Genomic DNA, 22,883 nt, shown 5'->3' with positions numbered 1-22,883 from the left:
CGGGAAGGCGGAATGGCCCGGCCGATCCGCCTATTTGCGCATGCCGCTCGCGATGATGTCGTCCACATCATGGCTGACCCCGTTCACCATGACCTTCCGGACCTTGAAGGTATTGGCGATATTCTCGCGCGGGTCGCCCTCCACCAGCACGATGTCGGCCAGCTTGCCGGCTTCCAGCGTGCCGGCATCCAGATTGAGATCCTTCGCCGAATTGACCGTCGCGGTCTGGAGCGCCTGGAACGGCGTCAGCCCCGCATCGACATAGGAAGATATTTCCGCATGCAGATTGTTGGCGATCATCGTGTCGGTGCCCGCCGTCACCAGCGCGCCGGCGTCATACATTTTCTTCAGGCTCTTATATTGCCCCTCAAGCAGCGGTTTCAGCATCGCCGCCATCGGATCGGTCCCGCTGATCGTCTCGCGCGCCCAGATGGGATAGAGGTTAAGGCGCGGATCGTCGCGATAGCTCGGATTCTTCGCCAGATAGGGGTTCATCGCGCCGAAATTGGTCGGCGTCAGCGTGCGGCCGCTGCGCCCGAACAACTGTATGACATCCTCATAGGCCATGCCATGTGGCCCCTGCTTGGGGGAATAGCCGCGCCTGCTGGTCGCGCCCATATGCTCGGTTGCATCCACGCCGGTAAAGGCGGCCGGGAAGATTTCATGGCCGCTGACCGGGATGCCCATTTCATGCGCCGCGCGCACGATCTGGCGCTGATAGAGGTCAGGCATGCGAACATAACTTTTGATCATGTCATATTTGAGCGCGCGCATGCGGGTGAACTCCCGCTCCAGATGCGCCGGGCCGGATACGGCGACCCCCATCTTGTAATAGACGCGCTGCCATTCCAGCAGCGGCCCCGCGACATAGAGGCGCGGGGACAGGCGCACGCCCGCTTCGGCCGCCTCGCGATCCTCCACCGCATCATAGATTTGCGTGCCGGGATCGCGCACGGTGGTGATGCCATAGGTCAGCCAGGCGCGCTCAAGGTTGGACCCGAAATCCTTCTGCGCGTGGGAATGATGTTCGATCAGGCCAGGAATGGCGGTCAGGCCGGTGCCGTCGACGAAATGATCCGCCTTGTGCAGCGCTGGGTCATGGTCGCGGATTTCGGCGATGCGATGGCCGTCGACGATGATGTCCTTGTCATGCTGGGTCACGTCATGGACGGAATCGACCAGATTGCTGACATGGATGACCGTGCGCCCTTCGGGATTGGCGATGCGGTAGGTCAGGTCGACCGGAATATCGGTGATCGCGCCGGTTTCAATGTCGATCGACTTCAACTTGTCGGCCGACTGGAACAGGATGGTCTTGCTGTCGCCGGTCCAGGTCGGGAAATAGGAAATATCCGACGTATAGGTGCGCGGCGGACTCAGCGGCTTGCCGTCCGGGCCGACCGGCCAGATTTTCAGCAACCCTTCATAGATCGCCGCCATCTTCGTGCCGTCGGGGGACCAGGTCGGTCCGCCGCCCGCACGCGTGTCCATCGACATGTTCGGCTCGGGCAGTTGCCAGAAGGGTTTGCCGACCCCGTCGGTCGGGATCATGTAGATCTGGTTCGTGCCTTCGCGGAAGCTGTTGGAAAATTTGTAGGACAGCGAAATCGCGACATGCTTCCCGTCCGGCGACCAGCTTGGGCTGCCCGGCTGGCCCAGCGATCCCTGAAGCCGGGTGATCTTGCCGGTCACGACATCCACCACGCACACGCCCGCCACGCCCCATCGGCCGTCCACGTCGATATAGGCTATGCGCGTGCCGTCATGCGACCATGCCGCGCCCAGCGGCTGGGTGTCGATGTCGGTCAGGCGGCGGTCCTTGCCCGTCGCCATGTCGCGGATCCACAATTGCGGCAGGCCACCGCCCTTGTCGGATGTGTAGACCAGGCTCTTGCCGTCGGGCGACCAGGCCGGATCGGTGTCCAGCGCGGCGTCCTTGGTCAGATTTTCCGGCGCGCCGCCCCTGGACGACATGACATACAGGTCGCCCAGCGCGGCAAAGGCGATGCGGCTGCCGTCGGGCGAAATAGTGGGGTGGACGATGCCCAGCGCCTTGCGCGGCGCGCTGCTGTCCCAATCGCGTTTGGCGCGCGCATATTGGGGCTTCACCACTTCCAGCGTGGCGGCGAAATCGACCGTGGACAGCGCAGTCCCCTTGCGGCTGCGGATCTTGCCGTCCGACACATAATAATAGCCGGATTTTCCCCATGACACGCGGAAGGGGAAGACATTCTCCGTGCCGCTGACCGCCTTGCCATCGATTTCCAGACGGCTGCCCTGCGCATCCTGCACCACATAGGCAAGTTCGCCGCTGGGGCCGAAGGACGGCGCATCGACTTTGCCCTCCACCTGCTTCAACAGGCTTTCCTGTCCGTCCGCGATGGTCGTCGCATAGAGCGCCGTCTTGTTGCCTTCCACGCCGGCATAGGCGATGCGCGACCCGTCGGGCGACCAGCTGGGCAGGCGATCTTCCCGGCCATTGCTGCTAATCTGCTTCATCGCGCCGCTGGCGATGTCCAGCGTCCATATATCGTAATTGCCGCTGCGGTCGGAGGAGAAGGCCATGGTCTTGCCATCGGGCGACCAGACCGGCTCGCGATCGTCATAGGCGCCATCGGTCAGTTTCTTCATGTCGCTGCCGTCGGGCCTGATCGTCCAGAGGTCATAACCGCCATCGCGATAGGAGAAGAAGGCAAGGCGCGATCCATCGGGCGACCAGACCGGCTGGCGGGCGTCGTTGAAATAGTCGGTGATCCGTTTCGCCTTGCCGCCCTTGGCCGGGATGATCCACAGGCTGCCCTGCAAATCCATCGCCAGCCATTTGCCGTCGGGGGAGACGGACACGGCCATGGACGTGCCTTCATGGACATCGAAGGCGACGGGCGTTTCGCCGCCGGGCGGCGGCAGGTTGGCGGGCTGGGCATAGGCATTGACGGCGCCGGCCGACAATAGGGCGATGGACAAAAGTGTGATGGCGGATTTCATGGTCGCTTTCTTTCCCTTACCAGCCAAAGACATAGCGTTCGCGGCGGACATCGGCCCCGCCGCGCAGCGTGCCGCTGCCCGGCACCACGCCGGTCGCGACGATGCCGGTGGACACGGCGAACGGTCCCAGCACGTCCAGCTTGTGGCCGCGCGCCGTCAGGTCATCGCGCACCGCCTGCGGCACGCGATCCTCGATTTCCAGCACGCCCGGCTCATCCTTCTTGATGCCGAACGATCCGTGGAAATGACTGGAGTTGATGCGCGGCGCCTCGATCGCGTCCTGCAGTGGCTGGCCGAATGCCAGCACGCGCAGCAGCACGTTCATGATCTGCTGGTCCTGATTGTCGCCGCCTGGCGTGCCGATCGCCAGATAGGGCGTGCCATCCTTCAGCACCATAGACGGTGACAGGGTGGTGCGCGGCCGCTTGCCCGGCGCCAGAACATTGGGGCTGGCCGGGTCCAGATCGAACACGGTCAGGCGGTTGCTCATCGGCACCCCGGTGTCGCCCGCAATATAGGCGCCACCCAGCATCCAGCCGGAACTTGGCGTGCAGGAGAAGAGATTACCGTCCCTGTCCACCACCTCGATCGCTGTGGTGTCGGCGGTGGGCTTTGGCGGGGCCTTGAGCATATGGGGGGTGAAGACCGGCGTGCTGCGCGCCTTGCCCTCAAACGCCCATGGATCGCCGAACCGATGCTCCAGCGACGCCTTTGGGCCGATCTGCCGCGCGCGGGCGGCGGCATAGTCCTTGGACAGCAGGCCCTTCATGGGCACCGTCGCGAAATCGGGGTCGCCAAAATACATGTTGCGATCGTCGAACGCCAGTTTGATCGATTCCGCTACGGTATGCAGATAGGGCGCTGACCCCGGCTCCATGGATGCGATGCCGGCCGCTTCGACGATGTTCAGCGCCATCAGCATTGCTGGCCCCTGGCTCCAGAAGCCCGCTTTGTACACCTGATAGCCGAACACGCTGGTCATGGCCGGGGTTTCGACCTTGCCCTTATATCGGGCGAGGTCGTCATAGCGCATCAGCCCACCGTCGCGCTCCATTGCCGCGCCGATGCGGCGGGCGATGTCACCCTTGTAAAAAGCGTCGCGCCCGGCCTGAATAGCAGTCTTGCGGTCCTTTGTTTTCTTGAATGTCGCGCGGTCGGCCTCCGCAATCGTCCGCATCGTGCGCGCCAGATTGGGCTGGCGGAACATTTCGCCCGTCCTGGGCAATTGTCCGCCCGGATAATAGGCGTCGTAGGCGTCCTTATATTTGGCGGTGGCCTTCTGCTGGCTGACGAAGACTTCGGCCAGAAAATTATACATGACAAAGCCGTCGGCCAGTTCGATCGCCGGCTGCATCACCTGATCCAGCGTCATCGTGCCATTGAGTTGCAGCGCCAGCGCCATGGCGTCGACCATGGCGGGCACCGTACCGCCATTGGGACCATTGCCCGGAATGACGCCCGCGGCCGCGAACTTGTCGGGCGTGGCAAGGCCGGGCGCAACGCCCTGGCCGCTGATCAGCGACACCTGCTTCGCCCTGGCGTCATAGATGATGGTCGGCGCTTCGCCGCCAAAACCGAAATGCGATATTTCCGTCACTGCAGCCGCGAATACGGCGGCGACGCCGGCATCGGTCGCATTGCCGCCCGCCATCAGGATGCGGGTGCCCGCCGCCACCGCATAATGGCGGCCGGCCGCGACGATGCCGAATTGCCCGACGATTTCGGGGCGCAGCGTTTCGCCCGCGCTCACCAGTCTGGTCGGTTCAATCGCCGGCTTGGCTGCACCGCCCTGCGCCATGGCAGGCGCGCCGCCGGCCATCATCGCGGCCCCACCCACAGCCATCGCCGCAAGATCGCGGCGGCTCAGCCCCTGTTTTTCGCTGTCGCTCATCAAAGAAATCCCCTGTGCCCGGCCAGTCAAGCTCATGCTGTTCGACACGGCCGGAGGGACGGCGCGTGCCTGCCGATAGGCTTCTTAACGACCGAGCCCGCCGTCTCCGCCACGTCCCGGATAAAATTAGGACATATTTCAAGATATTTCGAAATGCATGGCGGAAATTTCCTGCTCGTCAGTTTTAGCAAAAGAAAGCTGCGCGACTTGCGGAGGACGCGCCGAACAATGCTTTGTCGCCGTGAGGGTGGCGACAGGCGAGATATTCCGCGCAGGGGAGGATGCTGGAACTCCGTTTTCGGGAGGGTCTGCCCGTGCAGCATGGTGTGCGCCATAATTTAGGACAGGGTGCGCATATCCGGGCTTCTGCACCGCATTTTGTTGGCCATCCCGATGACGGAACCGCCAGGGCCTTGCGCCGGAGGGTTCGGCGCATGTGCTTCATCACAGGGGAATCACGATGAGGGATAGAGGAAAGACACTGGGTGCGTTGACAGGCGTCAGCCTGTGGGCCTTGCTGGCCGGCGCGGCGCAAGCGCAGACGGCGGCCGATGCCGCGCCGCAGGCGGAGGAGCAGCCGAGCGCGGAAATCGTCGTCATCGGTTCGCAGATCCGGGGCGCCAACACCGCCGGGGCCTTGCCGGTCAGCGTCGTGGGTGAATCGCAGATCGAAGCCGTCGCCGCCGTGTCCGGCGCGGACCTCTATCGCTCCATTCCGCAATTGGGCGGCGTCACCTTCAATGAACAGGTGCTGGGCGGCGGCAACGCCAACGCCGCGCGCGGCGACGTGTCCACCGTATCGCTCCGCGGTCTGGGGCAGGGCAATACGCTGCTGCTGATCAACGGCCGCCGCACCGTGCTGCACCCCACGTCGCAGGCCATTACCGGCGTCGTCGATTCCGGCGTCCCGACCTTTGGCTATAACGCCAACACCATTCCGGTCGGCAATATCTCCCGCGTGGAAGTGCTGCGCGATGGCGCGGCGGCGCTTTATGGTTCGGATGCGGTCGCGGGCGTCGTCAACAACGTCCTCAACTCCGATTATAAGGGCGCAAAGTTCGACGTCCAATATGGCGGCGCAGAAGGCACCAATTTGCGCGAGTTTCAGGCCAATGGTCTGGTCGGCTTCGACTTTAACGAAGGCCGCGGGAATATCTCCATCTTCGGCGGCTATGCGCAAAAGTCGAAACTCTATCTCAGCGATCAGGATTATACCGCCAGCGTCGACCGGCGCGGCTATGTGGCGGGTACGCCCTTCGCCAATGTCGCGGCCTGGAACGGCACCAGCACCAGCACGCCCTGGGGCACGTTCCGCGTGGTGCGGCCCGGCGGTGGGGCCGTTTATCTGAACCGCACGCTCACCAGCAACGGCACGGCCTTCACCAACAGTTCGGGCCAGTTCCATATCCAGCCCAGCGCCAATGCGGGATGCCGCATCGCATCTGGCACGTCCGACACATGCTATGATGACGGCAATGGCGCGACCGAAATGTCCGGCGCGGATTCCAACCTGCGCTTCAATTCCCCCGCGACCTTCGACGACCTGACCGTCCAGCCGTCGGTCAAGCGCATCAACATCTTCTCCTACCTCAATTATGAACTGTCCGACTCTCTCGCCTTCTTCGGCGAAGTCGGCTTCTATCGCGGAAAGACCAGCTCCACGATCGGCGCGCCCGGTTCGCTGGCCAATATTCCGATCACCGTGGCCGCCAACGCTTATTGGAACCCGCTGGGTCCGGTGGGTTCGCCCAACCGCCTGCCGGGGCTGGACACCGCAGTCGTGCCGGAAACCGGCCTCCCGGTCCAGATCACCTCGCTCAGCTATGTCGATGTCGGCTCGCGCAAGGTGGACGTCACCAACTATCAATATCGCTTCCTGGGCGGCCTGCGCGGCAATATCGGCGATTTCGAATGGGAATCGGCGGGCCTCTACACCTGGGCGACGGCGGCCGACACGCAGGAGAATTTCTCCAACACTTTGTTGCAGGCGGCGATCAACCGCACCACGCCGGACGCTTACAACCCCTTTAACGGCGGTTGCGTCAGCACGCCCTCCGTTGGCGATTGCACTCCCAACAGCCAGTCGACCATCGACAGCTTCATGATCGAAGCCACCCGCAAGACGCGCACCTCGCTCGCCCTGTGGGATTTCAAGGTGTCAAACGCCAATCTGCTGGGCCTCTGGGCCGACAACAGCATCGGCGTTGCGGCGGGCATCGAATGGCGGCGCGAAACCTATCATGACAATCGCTCCACCTACCAGGGCGGCATTGCCGGGGTCGACACCACCTATACCGATGCCGTCACCGGCGTCTTCTATGGCTCCGATCTTGGCGGCGCCAGCCCCAGCCCCGACGTGCGCGGCAAGCGCAACGTCAAATCCGCCTATGCAGAACTCGCCATCCCGATCTTCAGCCCGGAAATGGACATTCCCATGTTCCGCCGCCTCAGCTTCCAGGTCGCCGGCCGCTATGAAGATTATAGCGACGTCGGTTCGGTCGCAAAGCCCAAGGTCGCGGGTTCTTGGGAATTGCTGGAGGGCATGATGCTGCGCGGTTCCTGGTCGCAGGGCTTCCGTGCGCCCAATCTGGAGGTCATCAACACCTCCACGCTGGACCGCGTGAATGGCGGCTTCGACTATGTGCTGTGCGACGCCGATGTGCGTTCCGGCCGCGCGACCAACTTCTCCAGCGCGGTCTGCAACGTGTCGGTCCTGCGCCGCAGCGGCGGCAATCCCAATCTGAAGCCGGAAGAATCAACCAGCTGGAGCTTCGGCGGGGTCATTTCCCCGCCGCTGCCCGATGGTCTGGGCAAGGTGACGTTCACGGTCGACCGCTGGAAAATCCAGCAGAAGAATGTCGTGGGTCTGCTCGATTATCAGAATGCGCTGAACCTCGACTATCTGCTGCGCACCCAGGGCAGCAGCAACCCCAACGTCATCCGCCGCGATCCGACGGCGGACGACATCGCCCGCGTTCAGGGCACCGGCCTCGCGCCGGTGGGCGAGCTGCTCTACGTCGTCGCCAACTTCCAGAATCTGCTGCCCGTCACCGTGCAGGGCATCGACTTCAACCTGGACTATCTGCTGCCCAATACCGGGATCGGCACCTTCTCGCTCAACGTCAACGCCTCGCGCCTCATCAGCTATTATGTCGATGCGCCCGCCGGCGTGCAGCAGGTGATCGCCGGCCAGGCCGCTGGCGACATTAACGCCGGCGTCCCCATTCAGGGCGGCGGCGACGTGATCGGTCGCGACGGTCAGCCCCGCTGGCGCCTTTCGGCCACGTTTGACTGGACGCTGGGCCCGTGGAAGGTCGGCGCCTTCACCCAATATATCGACAGCGTCTATGAAAATGGCGTGCGCGATGCGGCGGCCAATCCCTGGACCGTGAAGGGCCAGACCACGGTCAATCTCTACGGCCAATATACGTTCAAAAATGGCGGGCCGCTCAACGGCACCACCATTCAGGTCGGCGCGCGCAACATCTTCGACAAGGATCCGCCGCTCTCCTCGGCCGGCTATATGTCGAACCTCTACCAGCCGCAGGCGCGCTACTGGTACACCAGCCTGAAGAAGGTCTTCTAAAGGCCAATATGAGAACAAAGGCGCGGCGCCCGATCGGCGTCGCGCCTTTTCTTGTTTGTGCAGACATGAAGGGAGCAGACATGCTCGGCAAGATCGCGCTGCTAGAGCATTTTCAAAGCAGATGGCATCATCTGCTGGCTCGGAAAATGCGGAAAACAAAAGAGAAGTAGAGCATGATCCGATTCAGTATGAACGGATTATGCTCTAAGGGTTGTGGGGATTCATCTTGAGTTGATGACGGCAGCAGCGAGGTAGATGATGGCCTCGAAGCTGCGATCAGTTTTGCATGCGCGCATGGCGATGCGCTTGAACTCTTTGAGTTTACAGAAGAAGTTTTCGATCAGGTGTCGCCATTTGTACATTTCGGCGTCGAGCGGGATGGGTATGGCGCGGCGAGGGTGCTGAGAGATAACGATCTTGGCGCCGCGTTGGTTGAGATCGGTAATGATGTCGTTGCTGTCGAAAGCCTTGTCGGCGAGCAACGCTCCGAACTCGACGCCTTCGATCAGCGGTGCAACACCAACGCTATCGAAGCGATTGCCCGGCATCAGACGGAAGCGCACCAGGTTGCCCAAGGCGTCGGTGAGCGCCAATATCTTGGTCGTCATGCCGCCTTTGGAGCGGCCGATGGCCTGGCTCGAAGTCCCCCTTTTGCGCCTTGTCCATGACGATGAACTTTGACGATGGTGGCATCGATCATAGCGTATTCCATGTCAGGCTGATCCGACAAAGCATCGAAAATCCGCTTGAAAACATCCGCTTCGCGCCAATCGCGAAAGCGTCGAAACGCCGTACTCCAATTGCCGAACTGTGCTGGCAGGTCGCGCCATGGACTGCCCGTTCGGACAATCCACAACACCGCTTCCATGAATAGCCTATTGTTCTTGCCGCTGCGTCCAGGATCGCTGACCTTCCCCAGACAATGTGGCTCCATCTTCGCCCATTGGGCGTCGGTCAGTACAAAGCGATCCATCCACAACATGAATCACATATCCAGATAAATGGGAATCCTAAATCCCCACAACCCTTAGGCAATGGGCCGACGATCGTCCGGGACAAGGGGCGGCTTAAACTCGTCTTCGGTTCGCCCGGCGGGGAAACGATCGGCCAGACCCAGTTCCAGTTTCTGGTGAACATCGTCGATCGCGGCATGCCCGTTCAGGCCGCGATCGAAGCGCCCCGCTTCGCGCTGGACGATGCTTCCGGCCTGCCGATGGCCGGGGCCGATCCGCGCCGCATGGGCTATGCCGTGGGCTATTGAAGACAGGGCGGCGGGGGAGGGCCGAACCAGTCGCTCCCCTGCAGAAATCCCTCAGTCCTTCTGGTCCGCATAGGCTTTGACCAGCCCGTACAGGAAAGTCCGCCCCTCCGTCACCGACCGCACCCGGATGCGTTCGTTCAGGCCATGGACGCCATTGCCGTCGGGATCGCGGAACAGGCCGGTCACGCCATAGGTCGGGATGCCCGCCGCATTCATCGTTACCGCGTCGGTCGCGCCGGTCGCCATATGCGGCACCACCGGCACATCGGGCCACACCTGCTGCGACACCTTGATCGCCGGTCCCAATATTTTGTCCGTGACCGGCGCGGGGTTGGCCGGGCGATAGGTGCGGCTGGCGCTCACCTTCACCTCGGGATCGTCCACCACCTTCACCAGCGTCGCCAGCACCTCCTCGGTCGGAACGCCCGGAATGACCCGGCAATTGACCGTGGCGGTCGCCCGCTGCGGCAATGCATTGGCGGCGTGCCCCGCCGACAGCAAGGTCGCGACGCAGGTCGTGCGCAGCATCGAATGATAGCTGGGCGACTTGTTCAGCAGGGCGTTGGCCGCCGGGTCCGTCGGATTGGCGACGATCGCGGTCATCGCCGCGCCTTCCTCGCCGCCGACCACCTTGGCCATCTTGCTGAAATAGCCGCGATTGGCGTCGATGAACTGGACCGGGAAATCATATTTGCTCAGCCGGTCGAGCGCCCGCGCCAGACTGTAGATCGCATTGTCCGGGCGCGGCACGGACGAATGGCCGCCCGGATTGGTGGTTTCCAGCGTGAATTGCATCACCACCTTCTGCGCCGCCTGGAACGTCTGGTCGACACGCTTGCCCTTGTCGTCCAGCTCGCCATAGCCGCCTTCATTCAGGGCGATGCCTGCGTTGACCAGCTCCTTCTGATTGTCGACCAGCCATTTGGCCCCATTCAGGAACCCGCCGCCTTCCTCGCCGCAGGTCAGCGCCATCTTGATCGTGCGCAGCGGCTTATATTTTTCCGCCTGAAACCGCAGCAGATTGTCGACCCAGATCGCATCCTGCGCCTTCATGTCGGCGACGCCCCGGCCATAATAATAGCCATCCTCCTCGATGAAGGCATAGGGATCGCGGGTCCAGTCCGCCCGACGGGCATTGACCACATCGACATGCCCCAGCATCAGCACGGCCTTCAGCTTGGGGGCGCGCCCCGGATAGACGGCGACCAGCGCGCCGGCCTTGGGGTGGCCTTCGGGCACGAACAGGTGCAGATTCTGTGCGGGATAGCCCGCCGCCTTCATCCGCGCGGCGATCTTTTCCACGACGCTCGTGCAACTGCCCGAATCCGCGCTGCTGTCCGTCTCCACCATCTCCTTCAGCATGGCGCGGAACGTGTCGTCCTGCGCAGCGGGCGCTGCCTGCGCGACGCCTGCACCGCAGGCCATGAGCGCGACCGTCGCGCCAGCCTGTCTCAACCAGCCTGCTCTCATCTCTCGTCTCCCGCTCATGGCCTCGCTCTGTCAGACGGTTGGCGGCCCATATTCCACGGGTCGGGAACGCGAATATTTCCGTCAGCCCGGCTCCAATATCGTCCGCCGGAACGCCTGCGTCGTGGGCGACATGTCCATGCGATGGATCAGCCACAGGCGGCTGGTCACGGGCGTCGCCAGTTTCCGATAGACCAGATTGTCGACATGTAGGCGGGTCAGGGAATGCGCCAATATGGTGGCGCCGAACCCGGCGGCGACCAGCCCCAGCAAAGTCGCCAGACTCCCCGCCTCCTGCACGATATTGGGCTGGAACCCGGCCTTGTTGCAGAGGGCGAAGAAATTCTCGTTGAAGCCCGCGCCGCTGGTGGCGTTGTAGAACACCATCGGCTCTCCCTTGAGGTCGGCGATGGCCGGTGCGCCGGCCTGCGTGGCGATCGGATGATCCTCGCGGATCGCCAGCAGCATCTCCTCCTCGGTCAGGGTCCGGGCCACCAGTCCGGGGGGCAGGGGCGGGGGATCGAATCCGCGCACGATGCCGATGTCGATCTGCCGACGCTCAATCCCCTCAATCTGCTCGTCCCGGCTCCATTCGCGCAGGCTAAGCTCCACCCCCGGATGCGATTGCCGAAAATCATAGAGCGCCCGCGCGACGCAGGGGACGAAGGGGCCGGACGGGGTGAAGCCGATCGCCAGCCGTCCGATCTCACCCGATTGCGCTTGACGCGCGACTTGCATCGCCTGCTCGGCCCGATCCAGCGCCGCGCGGGCCTCCGGCGCGAACAGTCGCCCCACATCGGTCAATGTCACCCGGCGACTGGTGCGTTCGAACAGGCGCGCGCCCAGTTCCTCCTCCAGCGCCCGGATTTGCTGGCTGAGCGGAGGCTGGGATATGCCCAGCCTCTGCGCCGCCCGGCCGAAATGCATTTCTTCGGCCACGCACAGAAAATAACGAAGATGCCGCAGGTCCATGAATCAAGTCGTCCAACATATCGATGTAGCCATATTATATATTAGACGCGCAAGATTCTAGGTTGCATGGCGAAACCGGATGTGGCGGTAGTCGATGCCGTGCCGAGGGTGGTGCGCCTCTTGCCCCCTAATGCCGCTGCCTGCCGGACCTTCGGCTGCTGCCACATTCCCGAATGACAGTCATAACTTCATGCCGTGACAAGCGGCTTTATCCGCACGAATGGTTGCGCTAAGTCACTGGGCACCCCTTCAGGAGAGGCGTCTATTTCAACATCCGGCAATCTTGCCGGTGCGTCCCGGAGCCGTGGATGATCGGTATCGTCAAGGTTGCCCTCAACCGTCCTTTGACCTTCATTGTGATGGCGATCCTGATCGCGATCGTCGGCCTGCTCGCGGCTGTGCGCACGCCTGTCGACATGTTCCCCAACATCCGCATTCCGGTCGTGGCGGTGGCATGGCAATATGCGGGGCTTGCTCCGGAGGATATGTCGAACCGCATCGTCGGCCCCTATGAGCGCGTGCTGACGACCACCGTCAACGACATCGAGCATATTGAGAGCCAGTCGCTTCAGGGCGTGGGCATCATCAAAATCTATTTCCAGCCCGGCGCTGACATCCGCACCGCGACGGCGCAGGTGACGTCCATTTCCCAGACCGTATTGCGCCAGATGCCGCCCGGCATCACGCCCCCGCTGATCCTGAACTACAGCGCGTCGACGGTGCCGATCCTGCAACTGGCGCTGTCGGGCAAGGGGTTGTCGGAACAGCAATTGTTCGACCTTGGCCAGAACCAGATCCGGCCGCAGCTCGTCACCATCCCCGGCCTCGCCATGCCCTTCCCCTCGGGCGGCAAGCAGCGGCAGGTGCAGATCGACCTCAATCCGCTGGCGCTCCAGTCCAAGGGGCTGTCCGCGCAGGATGTCGGCAATGCGATCGCGGCCCAGAACCAGATCAATCCGGCCGGCTTCGTCAAGGTCGGCGCCACTCAATATAGCGTGCGCCTGAACAATGCGCCGACCTCGATCGATGCGCTGAACGATCTTCCGGTCAAGGTCGTGAATGGCGCCACCATCTATATGCGCGACGTGGCCTATGTCCGCGACGGCAATGGTCCGCAGCAGAATATCGTGCATGTGGAAGGCAGCCGCTCGGCCTTGCTGACCGTGCTCAAAAATGGCTCCACCTCGACCCTGTCGATCGTCGACGGGGTGAAGCAGGCGCTGCCCCGTATTGCGGCGACCCTGCCTGACAGTCTGAAGATCCTGCCGGTCGGCGATCAGTCGCTGTTCGTGAAGGCGGCGGTGGAAGGCGTGATCCACGAAGGCGCGATCGCCGCCGCGCTCACCTCGCTGATGATCCTGCTGTTCCTGGGCAGCTGGCGCTCGACCGTCATCATCGCCCTGTCGATCCCGCTGGCGATCCTGGCGGCGATTGCTGCGCTGGCCATGTTCGGCCAGACGCTCAATGTCATGACGCTGGGCGGTCTCGCGCTCGCGGTCGGCATCCTTGTGGATGACGCGACGGTGACGATCGAAAATATCAACTGGCATCTGGAACAGGGCAAGGGCGTGACCGAAGCGATCCTGGATGGCGCGGCGCAGATCGTGACCCCGGCCTTCGTTGCGCTGCTCTGCATCTGCATCGTGTTCGTGCCGATGTTCTTCCTGCCCGGCGTCGCCGGCTTCCTGTTCGTGCCGATGGCGCTGTCGGTCATCTTCGCGATGATCGCGTCCTTCATCCTGTCGCGTACGCTGGTCCCGACGCTCGCCATGTATCTGCTCAAACCCCATGTCGAACATGGCGATGCGCATATGGCGGGCAATGCGGCCTCGCATAATCCGCTGGTCCGGTTCCAGCGCGGGTTCGAGGCGCGGTTCGAAAAGGTCCGGGCCGCCTATGTCGGCCTGCTCCATCGGGCGCTGGGCGCGCAAAAGCCGTTTCTGCTCGGTTTCCTGGCGGTCGTCATCCTGTCCTTCGGGCTTCTGCCGATGCTGGGCAGCAACTTCTTCCCCTCGGTCGATTCCGGGCAGATCGCCATGCATATTCGCGTGCCGGTCGGTTCGCGGATCGAGGATACGGCCGCCCGGTTCGACCGGATTGGCCGGGAAGTGCGCAAGATCATCCCGGCGCAGGAACTGGGGTCGATCACCGACAATATCGGCCTGCCGGTCAGCTCCATCAACACCGTCTATAATAATAGCGGCACGATCGGCCCGCAGGATGGCGACATGCTGATCGCGCTCAACCATGGCCATCGTCCGACCGACGAATTTGTGGCGCAGCTCCGCAAGGAACTGCCACAACGCTTCCCCGGCACGACCTTCGCCTTCCTGCCGGCCGACATCACCAGCCAGATTTTGAACTTCGGCGCGCCCGCCCCGATCGACATCCAGATCGCCGGCAAGAATGCCGAAGCGAACCGGGCCTATGCGGACAAGCTGCTGGCGCGCATCGCCACCATTCCGGGGCTGGCCGACGCCCGCATCCAGCAGCCGGGCCGGTCGCCGCAGCTGGATGTCGATGTCGATCGTTCGCGTGTCGGCCAATATGGGCTGACCGAACGGGACGTGACCACCAGCCTGGCGAGCCAGCTGGCCGGCACATCCCAGACCGCGCCTGTCTTCTTCGTGAACCCGGAAAATGGCGTGCAATATCCGGTCGTCGCGCAGGCGCCCGAATATCTGGTCGGTTCGCTCAGCGATCTGTCCAACGTGCCGGTCTCCGGGACCAACGCCACATCGGTTCAGCCGCTGGGCGGGCTGGCGACCATCGTGCGGTCGAACACGGTCCCGGTCGTGTCGCACTATAATATCGCGCCGGTGCTCGACATCTTCGCCACCACGCAGGGGCGCGATCTGGGCGCCGTGGCCGGCGACATCGAACACATCATCAAATCCATGGAGAAGGATCAGCCCAAGGGCGCGACCATCACCATTCGCGGCCAATATGCGACGATGAACACTGCCTTTTCCGGGTTGGGCTTTGGTCTCGCCGGCGCGGTGGTGCTGATCTACCTGCTGATCGTCGTCAACTTCCAGAGCTGGGTCGACCCCTTCGTCATCATCACCGCGCTGCCTGCGGCGCTTGCGGGCATCATCTGGATGCTGTTCACCACCGGCACCACCTTGTCGGTGCCGGCGCTGACCGGGGCGATCATGTGCATGGGCGTTGCGACCGCCAACTCGATCCTGGTGGTCAGCTTCGCGCGCGAACGCTTCGCTGAACTGGGGGATGCCACCAAGGCCGCGCTGGAAGCGGGCATGGTCCGCTTCCGCCCGGTGCTGATGACGGCGCTGGCGATGATCATCGGCATGGGGCCGATGGCGCTGGGTCTGGGCGAGGGCGGCGAACAAAATGCCCCGCTGGGCCGGGCGGTCATCGGCGGCCTGATCTGCGCGACCATCGCCACTCTCTTCTTCGTCCCCACCGTCTTCGCCCTCGTGCATCGCAAACATGGCCGCAAGGCCCCCAATATGGAAATGCAGCCCAGCCATGTCTGAACATGAAGCCACCATCGCCAATCCGGCCGAGGCCGGTCCGGACAGCCGCACCCTCAAGCGCGTCGGTATTGGCGCGGCCATATTGGCCGTCGCGGTCGTCGGCGTGGGCGTCGCATCGCGCATCAGCGCGACCGAGGAATTGCGCCAGACTGCCGCCGCCGCCGCCCTGCCCAGCGTCGCCGTGGTGACGCCGAAGGCGGATGCGGAAGGCAATGCGCTGGTGCTGCCCGGCAATGTGCAGGCGTTCAACAGCGCGGCCATTTATGCCCGGACCAATGGCTATGTCCGGCGCTGGCTGGCCGACATCGGGGATCGGGTCGGGGCGGGGCAGCCGCTCGCCATTCTGGATGCGCCCGATCTCGATCAGCAGCTTGCCGCCGCGCAGGCCGATTATCAGACCGCCCTCGCCAATCAGCGTCTGGCCGCAACGACCTCGACCCGCTGGTCCGCGATGTTGAAGGAAGACGCCGTCTCGCAGCAGGAAGTGGACGAAAAGGCGGGCGATCTGGCCGCGCGCATGGCGGTGTCCAACGCCGCCCTCGCCAATGTGAAACGGTTGAAGGCGTTGCAGGGCTTCACCCGCCTGTCCGCGCCCTTCGCCGGCGTCGTGACCAGCCGGTCGGCGCAGATCGGCGCGCTGGTCGTTGCCGGCAATGCCAGCGCCCAGCCGCTCTTCACCGTGTCCGACATTCACCGCGTGCGCATCTATGTTCGCGTGCCGCAGGGCTATTCTGCGGCGGTGAAGCCCGGCGCAACCGCCACCTTGTCGCTGCCCGAATATCCGGGCCGCACCTTCACTGCGACCATGACCAGCAGCGCCGGCGCGGTCGATCCGCAATCGGGCGCCGTGCTGGTGCAGTTGCAGGCGGCCAATCCCGATGCCGCGCTCAAGCCCGGCGCCTTTGCCCAGGTGCGTTTCCAGGTCGGGGCTGGTCAGGGCAATGCGCTGACCCTGCCGGGCAGCGCCATTCTCTATGGCAATGACGGCCCGACCGTCGCCGTCGTCGGCAAGGATGGCCGCGTCACGGTGAAGCCCGTCACCATCGCTCGTGACGAAGGCGCGACCGTGCAGCTGTCGACCGGCGTGAGCACGCAGGACAGGGTGATCGACACCCCGCCCGACGCGATCCGCACCGGCGACCGGGTGCAGGTGCAGACGGCGTCGACCGGCGCGAAGGACTCTGCCCATGGGCGTTGATCGCCGGGGGATCGCGCTGTTGCCGATGATGCTGGCGGCCTGTTCGATGGCGCCGGACTATCATGCCCCCGAAACCGCAGCGCCCGCCGCCTTCAAGGAAGTGGCGGGCTGGACCGCGGCGCAGCCCATGGACGCCGCGTCGCGCGGCGCCTGGTGGGAGGCTTTCGGCGATCCCGTGCTGAACGATCTGGAGGCGCAGGCCGAAAAGGCCAGTCCCACGCTGGCCGCCGCCCTGGCGCGCTATGATCAGGCGCGCGCCGCCGCCCGGATCGAAGGATCGGACCTTATCCCCACCATCGGCGCGGGCGCGGACGCAACCCGCCGCCGCGTGTCGGGCAACCGTTTTCAGGGCAACGGCAATGCCGTCACCTATAATGACTATGTCGTCGGCGGATCGCTCGATTATGAACTCGATCTCTGGGGCCGCATCCGCAACAGCGTCGCTGCGGCCAAAGCGGATGCGCAGGCCAGCGAAGCCGATCTCGCCTCTGCGCGCCTTAGCCTTCAGGCGGCGGTGGCGGACGCCTATGCCCGCTTGCGTGGCCTTGATGCGCAATCGGCGCTGTTGCGCCAGAGCGTCGAGGCGTTCGATCGCGCCTACAGCCTGACGGCAACCCGGCATCGCGGCGGCATCGCGTCGGGCATGGACGTCAACCGCGCCCGGACCGCGCTCAGCAATGCGCGCGCGCAGATTTCCGACGTCGCCAATGCACGCGCCGCCACCGAACATGAAATCGCCGCGCTGATCGGCGCCCTGTCGTCGGGCTTCTCGATCCCCGCGCAGGATGCGCTGCCGCACCTGCCCGCCATGCCCACCGGCACGCCGTCGGAACTGTTGCAGCGCCGGCCGGATATTGCGGCGGCGGAACGGCGCGTCTTTGCCGCCAATGCCGGGATCGGTGTCGCAAAGGCGGCCTATTTCCCGTCACTGACGCTGGGCCTGACCGGCGGGTGGGAAACGACGCGCGGCGATCTGCTGCGCAGTCCCAACAGCTTCTGGGGGCTTGGCCCGCTGTCCGCGCTCGTCACCCTGTTCGACGGCGGCCGGCGCAATGCGCAGGTCAGGATGTCGCGCGCCCAATATGATGAAATGGCCGCAAACTACCGCGAAACCGTGCTGGGCGCCTTCCGTCAGGCGGAGGATGCGATCGCGGCCGGCCGTCATCTCGCGGCGCAGGCGGTGGACCAGCGCGACGCTGCACAGGCGGCCGAGCGCACCAGCAAGATCGCCTATAGCCGTTATCGCGACGGCGCGTCGGATTATCTGGAGGTCGTCACCGCCCAGACCGCCGCGCTGGAGGCGCAGCGTGCGCTGCTCGCCGTGGAAACCAGCCGCATGCGCGCCAGCGTGGCTCTGGTGAAGGCGCTGGGGGGCGCTGCCGGCTAAATATATCCCGCTGCACTCTTGCCAAGCACGGCGTTATCGCTCAGAGTAATGATAACGCTAACATAGCTGGGAGAGAGATGTCGTGTACCTGTCCAAATCTTTGTCGCACCTGCGACACGCCGCTGGACCGGCCGCATCCCTCATTTGTCTTTCGGCGCTGGCGATCGGCCTCGCCATGCCGGCGCATGCGCGCGAAAGCGTGTCTATCAGCAAGGACTGGCGCTTTACCAAGGGCGATCCGACCGGCCTGACCACCGACCTGCGCTATGATGTGCGCCCGCCCATCGAGGATGCGGGCGATGGTAAGATTGCCGACGCCCGCCCCGACGATGCCGTGAAGGTGGATGACAAGGGCGCCAAAGTCCTCAAGCCCTGGATCCTGCCCAGCGCCAACCCCTTCATCAAGGATCCGGCAAAGCATCATGCCCGCCCGGCCGGCAATCCGGGTGGCGACGTGCCCTATGTCCAGGCGAATTTCGACGACAGCAAATGGACCCATGTCGATCTGCCCCATGACTGGGCGATCGCCGGGCCTTTCATCAAGGATGGTCCCTATGGCGGCATGGGCCGGCTGCCCAGCTGGGGCATTGGCTGGTATCGCAAGACGCTGGACATCCCCGCCGCTGACAAGGGCAAGTCGATCTTCCTCGATGTCGAAGGCGCCATGTCCTACGCCACCGTCTGGCTGAACGGCAAATTGGTTGGAGGCTGGCCCTATGGCTATAATAGCTTCCGCCTCGACCTCACCCCCTATGCCATTGCGGGGGCGAAGAACCAACTCGCCATCCGGCTCGACAATCCGCAGGCGTCGGCCCGCTGGTATCCGGGCGGGGGCCTCTATCGCGACATTTACCTGACCACCGCCGACAAGGTCCATGTCGGCCAGTGGGGCAGCATTGTGCGCACGCCGCAGGTCAGCAAGGAACGGGCGACCGTCGACCTCAGCCTCACGCTCGACAATGACGGCGACACCCCGGCGCAGGTGGAAGTCGCCACCACCCTCTACGCGATCGACGCCAGCGGAAAGCGGATCGGCCGCCCCGTCGCCAGCATCGCGCGCCAGTCCGCCAGCATTGCGCCGGGCGCAAAGACGGTGCTGAACGGCTCCGCCATCCTCGCCAACCCGCGCCTCTGGGGACCGCCCCCGACGCAGCAGCCCAACCGCTATGTCGCCGTCTCCACCGTCACGCAGGGCGGCAGGCAGATCGACAGCTACGAAACCCGCTTCGGCGTGCGCGACGTAAAGTTCGATCCCGACAAGGGCGTCATCGTCAATGGCGAGCATATCCCGCTGCGCGGCGTCAACAATCATCATGATCTGGGCGCGATCGGCGCCGCCTTCAACGCCCGCGCCGCCGAGCGCCAGCTCGAAATCCTGCGCGACATGGGCACCAACGCCGTGCGCATGAGCCATAACCCGCCCGCGCCTGAACTGCTCGAACTCACCGACCGCATGGGCTTTCTGGTGATAGACGAAGTGTTCGACAGCTGGGAGAAGAAAAAGACCCCGCATGATTTCCACCTGATCTTTCCCGACTGGCATGAGGCCGACGCCCGCGCCATGCTGCGTAGGGATCGCAATCATCCCTCCATCATCCTCTGGAGCGTCGGCAATGAAGTCGGTGAACAATATGATGGCGAAGCCGGCGCGAAGATCGGCCGCGAACTCGTCGCCATCGCGCATGAGGAAGACCCGACCCGACCCGCCACCGGCGCGATGAACTTCGCCAAGGCGGACATGCTGCTGCCCACCACGGTCGATGTCATCAGTCTCAACTATCAGGGGGCGGGCATTCGCGGCATCATCGGCCAATATCCCGCCTTCCGCGCAAAATTCCCGGACAAGGTCATTCTGTCCACCGAAAGCGCCTCAGCCCTGTCCAGCCGCGGCGAATATATGTTCCCGGTCGCCGGCGCGATCAGCGGCCCGGTGCGGCCTTGGTCTGGCGGCAATCCCGACACGCATCAAGTGAGCGCCTATGAGATGCATGCGGCGGACTTCGGCTCCTCGCCCGATCGCGTCTGGGCGGCCGATGATCAGAACCCCTATGTCGCGGGCGAGTTCGTGTGGACCGGCTTCGATTATCTGGGCGAACCCACGCCCTATTACACCTCGCGCAGCAGCTATTCGGGCATCCTCGATCTTGCCGGCTTCCCCAAGGATCGCTTCTGGCTCTACCAGTCGCGCTGGCGCCCGGACCTCAAATTCGCGCATATCCTGCCGCACTGGACTTGGCCCGACCGCGTTGGCCAGATCACGCCCGTCCATGTCTTTTCCTCGGCGGACGAGGCGGAACTGTTCGTCAACGGCAAGTCGCAGGGCAAGGTCAAGAAGCGCGACTATGAATATCGCTTCCGCTGGGACTATGTTGTCTATGAACCGGGCGAAGTGAAGGTCGTCACCTGGAAGAAGGGCCAGCCCTGGGCGACCGAGATGATCCATACGGTGGGCGAAGCGGCGAAACTGTCTCTGACCGCCGACCGGGCGACCATCAAGGACGATGGCCGCGACCTTAGCTTCGTGACGCTCAAGGTGCTGGACAAGGACGGCAATATCATCCCCGCCGCCAAGCAGAAAATCGATTTCACGATCGAGGGGCCGGGCCAGATCGTCGCCACCGACAATGGCGATCCGACCGACCTCACCGCCTTCCCGTCAAACAGCCGCAATGCCTTTAATGGCCTCGCGCTGGTGATCGTGAAGGCTGATCCCAAGCTTTCCGGCAAGATCATCCTGCACGCCCGCGCCGAAGGTCTCGGCGAAACGCAGGTGGAGATCAGCAGCAAGACGGCGCGTTAGGGCGGAATAGATATAATAACTCCCGTTCGTTTCGAGCGAAGTCGAGAAGCGGATAGCCCAGCGCTCTTATGCTAGGCTTCGCTGAACGCAGCTCTGCCGCGTTTCTCGACTTCGCTCGAAATGAACGGGGTAAGTTACAGTCTTGGCAGTCCTGCTATCCCGCCTTCAGATGCTGCTCCACCAGCGCGACATGCAACCGCACACCCAGTTCCAGCACATCATCGTTGAAGTCATAATGGGGATTATGCAGCGGCGTCGATCCTTCGGGCTTCGCCTGGCCCAGCCAGATATAGGCGCCCTTGCACGCCTGTAGCATGAAGGCGAAATCTTCCGATGTGAAGGCCGGATCGGGCGCCAGTTGGGCCGTCCCGACCGTAGCCGCCGCGTTCAGCGCTTCTTGCGCCGCTTCCGCATCGTTGATCGTGGCGGGATAATAGCGCTGATAGTCGACGCTCGCCGTCAGTTCCCCCGCCAGCGCGACGCCCGCCGCAACCTGCCGGATCGATGCTTCGATCCGATCCTGCACCGCCGGGTCGAATGTGCGCACGGTGCCGCTGATCGTCACCGCCTCCGGGATCACATTATGCGTATGCCCGCCATGGATTTGGGTGATGGACAGCACCGCCGATGCTGTCGGCGCAATCCGGCGCGACACGATGGCGTTCAGTTGCTGCACCAGCGATGCGGCCGCCAATATGGCGTCGGGCGTATCCTGCGGAATGGCGGCATGGCCGCCGCGCCCCTCCAGCCGGATCTCGAACTTGTCGGCCGCGCCCATGATCGGGCCGGGCCGCGTGGCGATCGTCCCGGCGGGCAGATCGGGCCAGTTGTGCAAGCCGAACACCCGGTCGCAGGGGAAGCGGTCGAACAGCCCTTCATTGACCATCTCGCGCGCGCCGCCCTGACCTTCTTCGGCCGGCTGGAAGAAGAAATTGACCGTCCCGTCGAAATGCCTGCTGCGCGTCAGATGTTGCGCTGCGCCCAGCAGCATCGCGACATGCCCGTCATGGCCGCAACCATGGAATGTGCCCGGCGTCGTGCTGGCATAGGGCAGGTTGGTCTGCTCATGGATCGGCAGCGCGTCCATGTCCGCCCGCAACCCGATGCTGCGGCCTGACGTTCCGTTGCGCAGCACCGCGACCACGCCGGTCCTGCCAATCCCCTCATGCACCTCCAGCCCCAGCGCGCGCAGCTGCTCGGCGATGCGCCCGGCGGTGCGATGCTCGCAAAAGCCAAGCTCAGGATGGGCATGAATGTCGCGGCGAAACGCGACGAGCGGTTCGATCAGGTCGGCAATGTCGGTCATGTGGGAAGTATAAGCCTTATCTCTGCTCGCCGAACAGATGCTGGATCGGATAATGATGTTTGATGAAGGGGGATTTGATCACGACATAGCTGAAATATTTTTCGATGCCGTAATCGCTCTCCAGCATCCCTTCGATGATCGACTGATAATGCGCCACGCCGCGCGTTACGAATTTCAGCAGATAGTCGTATCCGCCGCTGACCAGATGGCATTCGACGATTTCGTCCAGCTTGCGGATGCGCGTTTCGAACCGGGAAAAGTCGCCGGCGCGATGCTCGGTCAGCGTCACTTCTGTAAAGACGGTCAGATATTCGCCCAGCTTGTGCAGGTTGATGTGCGCGCCATAGCCGGTGATATAGCCCGCTTTCTCCAGCCGCTTGACGCGGGTCAGGCAGGGGCTGGGGGACAGGCCAACCGCGTCGGCCAGTTCGACATTGGTGACGCGGCCCGATTGCTGAAGCTGCGTAAGGATTTTGAGGTCGATCCTGTCCAGTCTGGGTCCGCCCAACATAGTTCCTGCTCCCCCTTGT

At 63.6% G+C, this 22,883-nt stretch carries 12 protein-coding genes and 1 pseudogene; 6 read left to right on the top strand and 7 right to left on the bottom strand.

Annotated elements, in window-relative coordinates:
• Positions 1-30: 30 nt before the first annotated feature.
• Both ACFOKF_RS20780 and ACFOKF_RS20775 read right to left on the bottom strand, forming a co-directional pair.
• A complete protein-coding gene (locus ACFOKF_RS20780; protein WP_380798420.1) occupies positions 31-2,985 on the bottom strand; it encodes an amidohydrolase family protein in 2,955 nt (984 codons plus the stop codon).
• A gap of 16 nt (positions 2,986-3,001) precedes the next feature.
• Positions 3,002-4,876, bottom strand: coding sequence for a gamma-glutamyltransferase family protein (locus ACFOKF_RS20775; RefSeq protein ID WP_380798419.1), 1,875 nt, complete (start codon positions 4,874-4,876; stop codon positions 3,002-3,004).
• Between the two features lie 460 nt (positions 4,877-5,336).
• Here ACFOKF_RS20775 and ACFOKF_RS20770 point away from each other — a divergent pair, with 460 nt between their 5' ends.
• On the top strand, positions 5,337-8,462 hold the full coding sequence (locus ACFOKF_RS20770; RefSeq protein WP_380798417.1) for a TonB-dependent receptor domain-containing protein: 3,126 nt from the start codon (positions 5,337-5,339) through the stop codon (positions 8,460-8,462).
• 221 nt (positions 8,463-8,683) lie between these two features.
• Here the strand turns inward: ACFOKF_RS20770 and ACFOKF_RS20765 are convergent.
• A pseudogene (locus ACFOKF_RS20765) lies at positions 8,684-9,396 on the bottom strand (IS5 family transposase).
• Here ACFOKF_RS20765 and ACFOKF_RS20760 point away from each other — a divergent pair.
• Positions 9,385-9,723 (top strand): gamma-glutamyltransferase, encoded by a 339-nt coding sequence (locus ACFOKF_RS20760; protein WP_380798415.1) that lies wholly within the window; start codon positions 9,385-9,387, stop codon positions 9,721-9,723. The pseudogene ACFOKF_RS20765 and the gene ACFOKF_RS20760 sit on opposite strands and share 12 nt — an antisense overlap.
• Positions 9,724-9,774: 51 nt before the next feature.
• Here ACFOKF_RS20760 and ACFOKF_RS20755 read toward each other — a convergent pair whose 3' ends face one another.
• A complete protein-coding gene (locus tag ACFOKF_RS20755; RefSeq protein WP_380798414.1) occupies positions 9,775-11,193 on the bottom strand; it encodes a M20/M25/M40 family metallo-hydrolase in 1,419 nt (472 codons plus the stop codon).
• Between the two features lie 81 nt (positions 11,194-11,274).
• Entirely contained in the window at positions 11,275-12,162 is an 888-nt protein-coding gene (locus tag ACFOKF_RS20750; protein WP_380798413.1) for a LysR substrate-binding domain-containing protein, read from the bottom strand.
• Positions 12,163-12,470: 308 nt separating this feature from the next.
• Between ACFOKF_RS20750 and ACFOKF_RS20745 the strand changes: the two genes are divergently transcribed.
• The 4 genes from ACFOKF_RS20745 to galB all read left to right on the top strand — a co-directional run bounded on the left by ACFOKF_RS20745 (position 12,471) and on the right by galB (position 21,047).
• Positions 12,471-15,662, top strand: a complete 3,192-nt coding sequence (locus ACFOKF_RS20745; protein WP_380798412.1) for an efflux RND transporter permease subunit — start codon at positions 12,471-12,473, stop codon at positions 15,660-15,662.
• A complete protein-coding gene (locus ACFOKF_RS20740) occupies positions 15,655-16,860 on the top strand; it encodes an efflux RND transporter periplasmic adaptor subunit (protein WP_380798411.1) in 1,206 nt (401 codons plus the stop codon). Before ACFOKF_RS20745 ends, ACFOKF_RS20740 begins: the two co-directional genes overlap by 8 nt.
• Positions 16,850-18,247 carry an efflux transporter outer membrane subunit gene (locus ACFOKF_RS20735; protein WP_380798410.1) on the top strand — a complete coding sequence of 466 codons (1,398 nt, stop codon included), beginning with the start codon at positions 16,850-16,852 and terminating at the stop codon, positions 18,245-18,247. The genes ACFOKF_RS20740 and ACFOKF_RS20735 overlap by 11 nt, the downstream gene beginning before the upstream one ends.
• A gap of 82 nt (positions 18,248-18,329) precedes the next feature.
• Entirely contained in the window at positions 18,330-21,047 is a 2,718-nt protein-coding gene (gene galB, locus ACFOKF_RS20730) for a beta-galactosidase GalB (RefSeq protein WP_380798409.1), read from the top strand.
• A gap of 154 nt (positions 21,048-21,201) precedes the next feature.
• Here the strand turns inward: galB and ACFOKF_RS20725 are convergent, their stop codons facing one another.
• Together ACFOKF_RS20725 and ACFOKF_RS20720 are read right to left on the bottom strand one after the other, a co-directional pair.
• The gene (locus ACFOKF_RS20725) at positions 21,202-22,353 is read right to left on the bottom strand and encodes a M20 aminoacylase family protein (RefSeq protein WP_380798408.1); all 1,152 of its coding nucleotides are present in this window, start codon (positions 22,351-22,353) and stop codon (positions 21,202-21,204) included.
• Between the two features lie 16 nt (positions 22,354-22,369).
• Entirely contained in the window at positions 22,370-22,864 is a 495-nt protein-coding gene (locus ACFOKF_RS20720) for an Lrp/AsnC family transcriptional regulator (RefSeq protein ID WP_298400274.1), read from the bottom strand.
• Between the last annotated feature and the right edge of the window lie 19 nt (positions 22,865-22,883).

It is taken from the genome of Sphingobium rhizovicinum (genome assembly GCF_042647625.1).
Classification (GTDB): Bacteria; Pseudomonadota; Alphaproteobacteria; order Sphingomonadales; family Sphingomonadaceae; genus Sphingobium; species Sphingobium rhizovicinum.
Note: the sequence above shows the minus strand (reverse complement) of the source record. Positions and strands in the feature narration are given on the sequence as shown.

Excerpts from the sequence above, each read along its gene's own strand:
- ACFOKF_RS20725 (WP_380798408.1), bottom strand. The coding sequence starts at position 22,353 with ATGACCGACATTGCCGACCTGATCGAACCGCTCGTCGCGTTTCGCCGC.
- ACFOKF_RS20775 (WP_380798419.1), bottom strand. The coding sequence starts at position 4,876 with ATGAGCGACAGCGAAAAACAGGGGCTGAGCCGCCGCGATCTTGCGGCG.
- ACFOKF_RS20750 (WP_380798413.1), bottom strand. The coding sequence starts at position 12,162 with ATGGACCTGCGGCATCTTCGTTATTTTCTGTGCGTGGCCGAAGAAATG.
- ACFOKF_RS20760 (WP_380798415.1), top strand. The coding sequence starts at position 9,385 with ATGTGGCTCCATCTTCGCCCATTGGGCGTCGGTCAGTACAAAGCGATC.
- ACFOKF_RS20720 (WP_298400274.1), bottom strand. The coding sequence starts at position 22,864 with ATGTTGGGCGGACCCAGACTGGACAGGATCGACCTCAAAATCCTTACG.
- ACFOKF_RS20780 (WP_380798420.1), bottom strand. The coding sequence starts at position 2,985 with ATGAAATCCGCCATCACACTTTTGTCCATCGCCCTATTGTCGGCCGGC.
- ACFOKF_RS20770 (WP_380798417.1), top strand. The coding sequence starts at position 5,337 with ATGAGGGATAGAGGAAAGACACTGGGTGCGTTGACAGGCGTCAGCCTG.
- ACFOKF_RS20755 (WP_380798414.1), bottom strand. The coding sequence starts at position 11,193 with ATGAGAGCAGGCTGGTTGAGACAGGCTGGCGCGACGGTCGCGCTCATG.
- ACFOKF_RS20735 (WP_380798410.1), top strand. The coding sequence starts at position 16,850 with ATGGGCGTTGATCGCCGGGGGATCGCGCTGTTGCCGATGATGCTGGCG.
- ACFOKF_RS20740 (WP_380798411.1), top strand. The coding sequence starts at position 15,655 with ATGTCTGAACATGAAGCCACCATCGCCAATCCGGCCGAGGCCGGTCCG.
- ACFOKF_RS20745 (WP_380798412.1), top strand. The coding sequence starts at position 12,471 with ATGATCGGTATCGTCAAGGTTGCCCTCAACCGTCCTTTGACCTTCATT.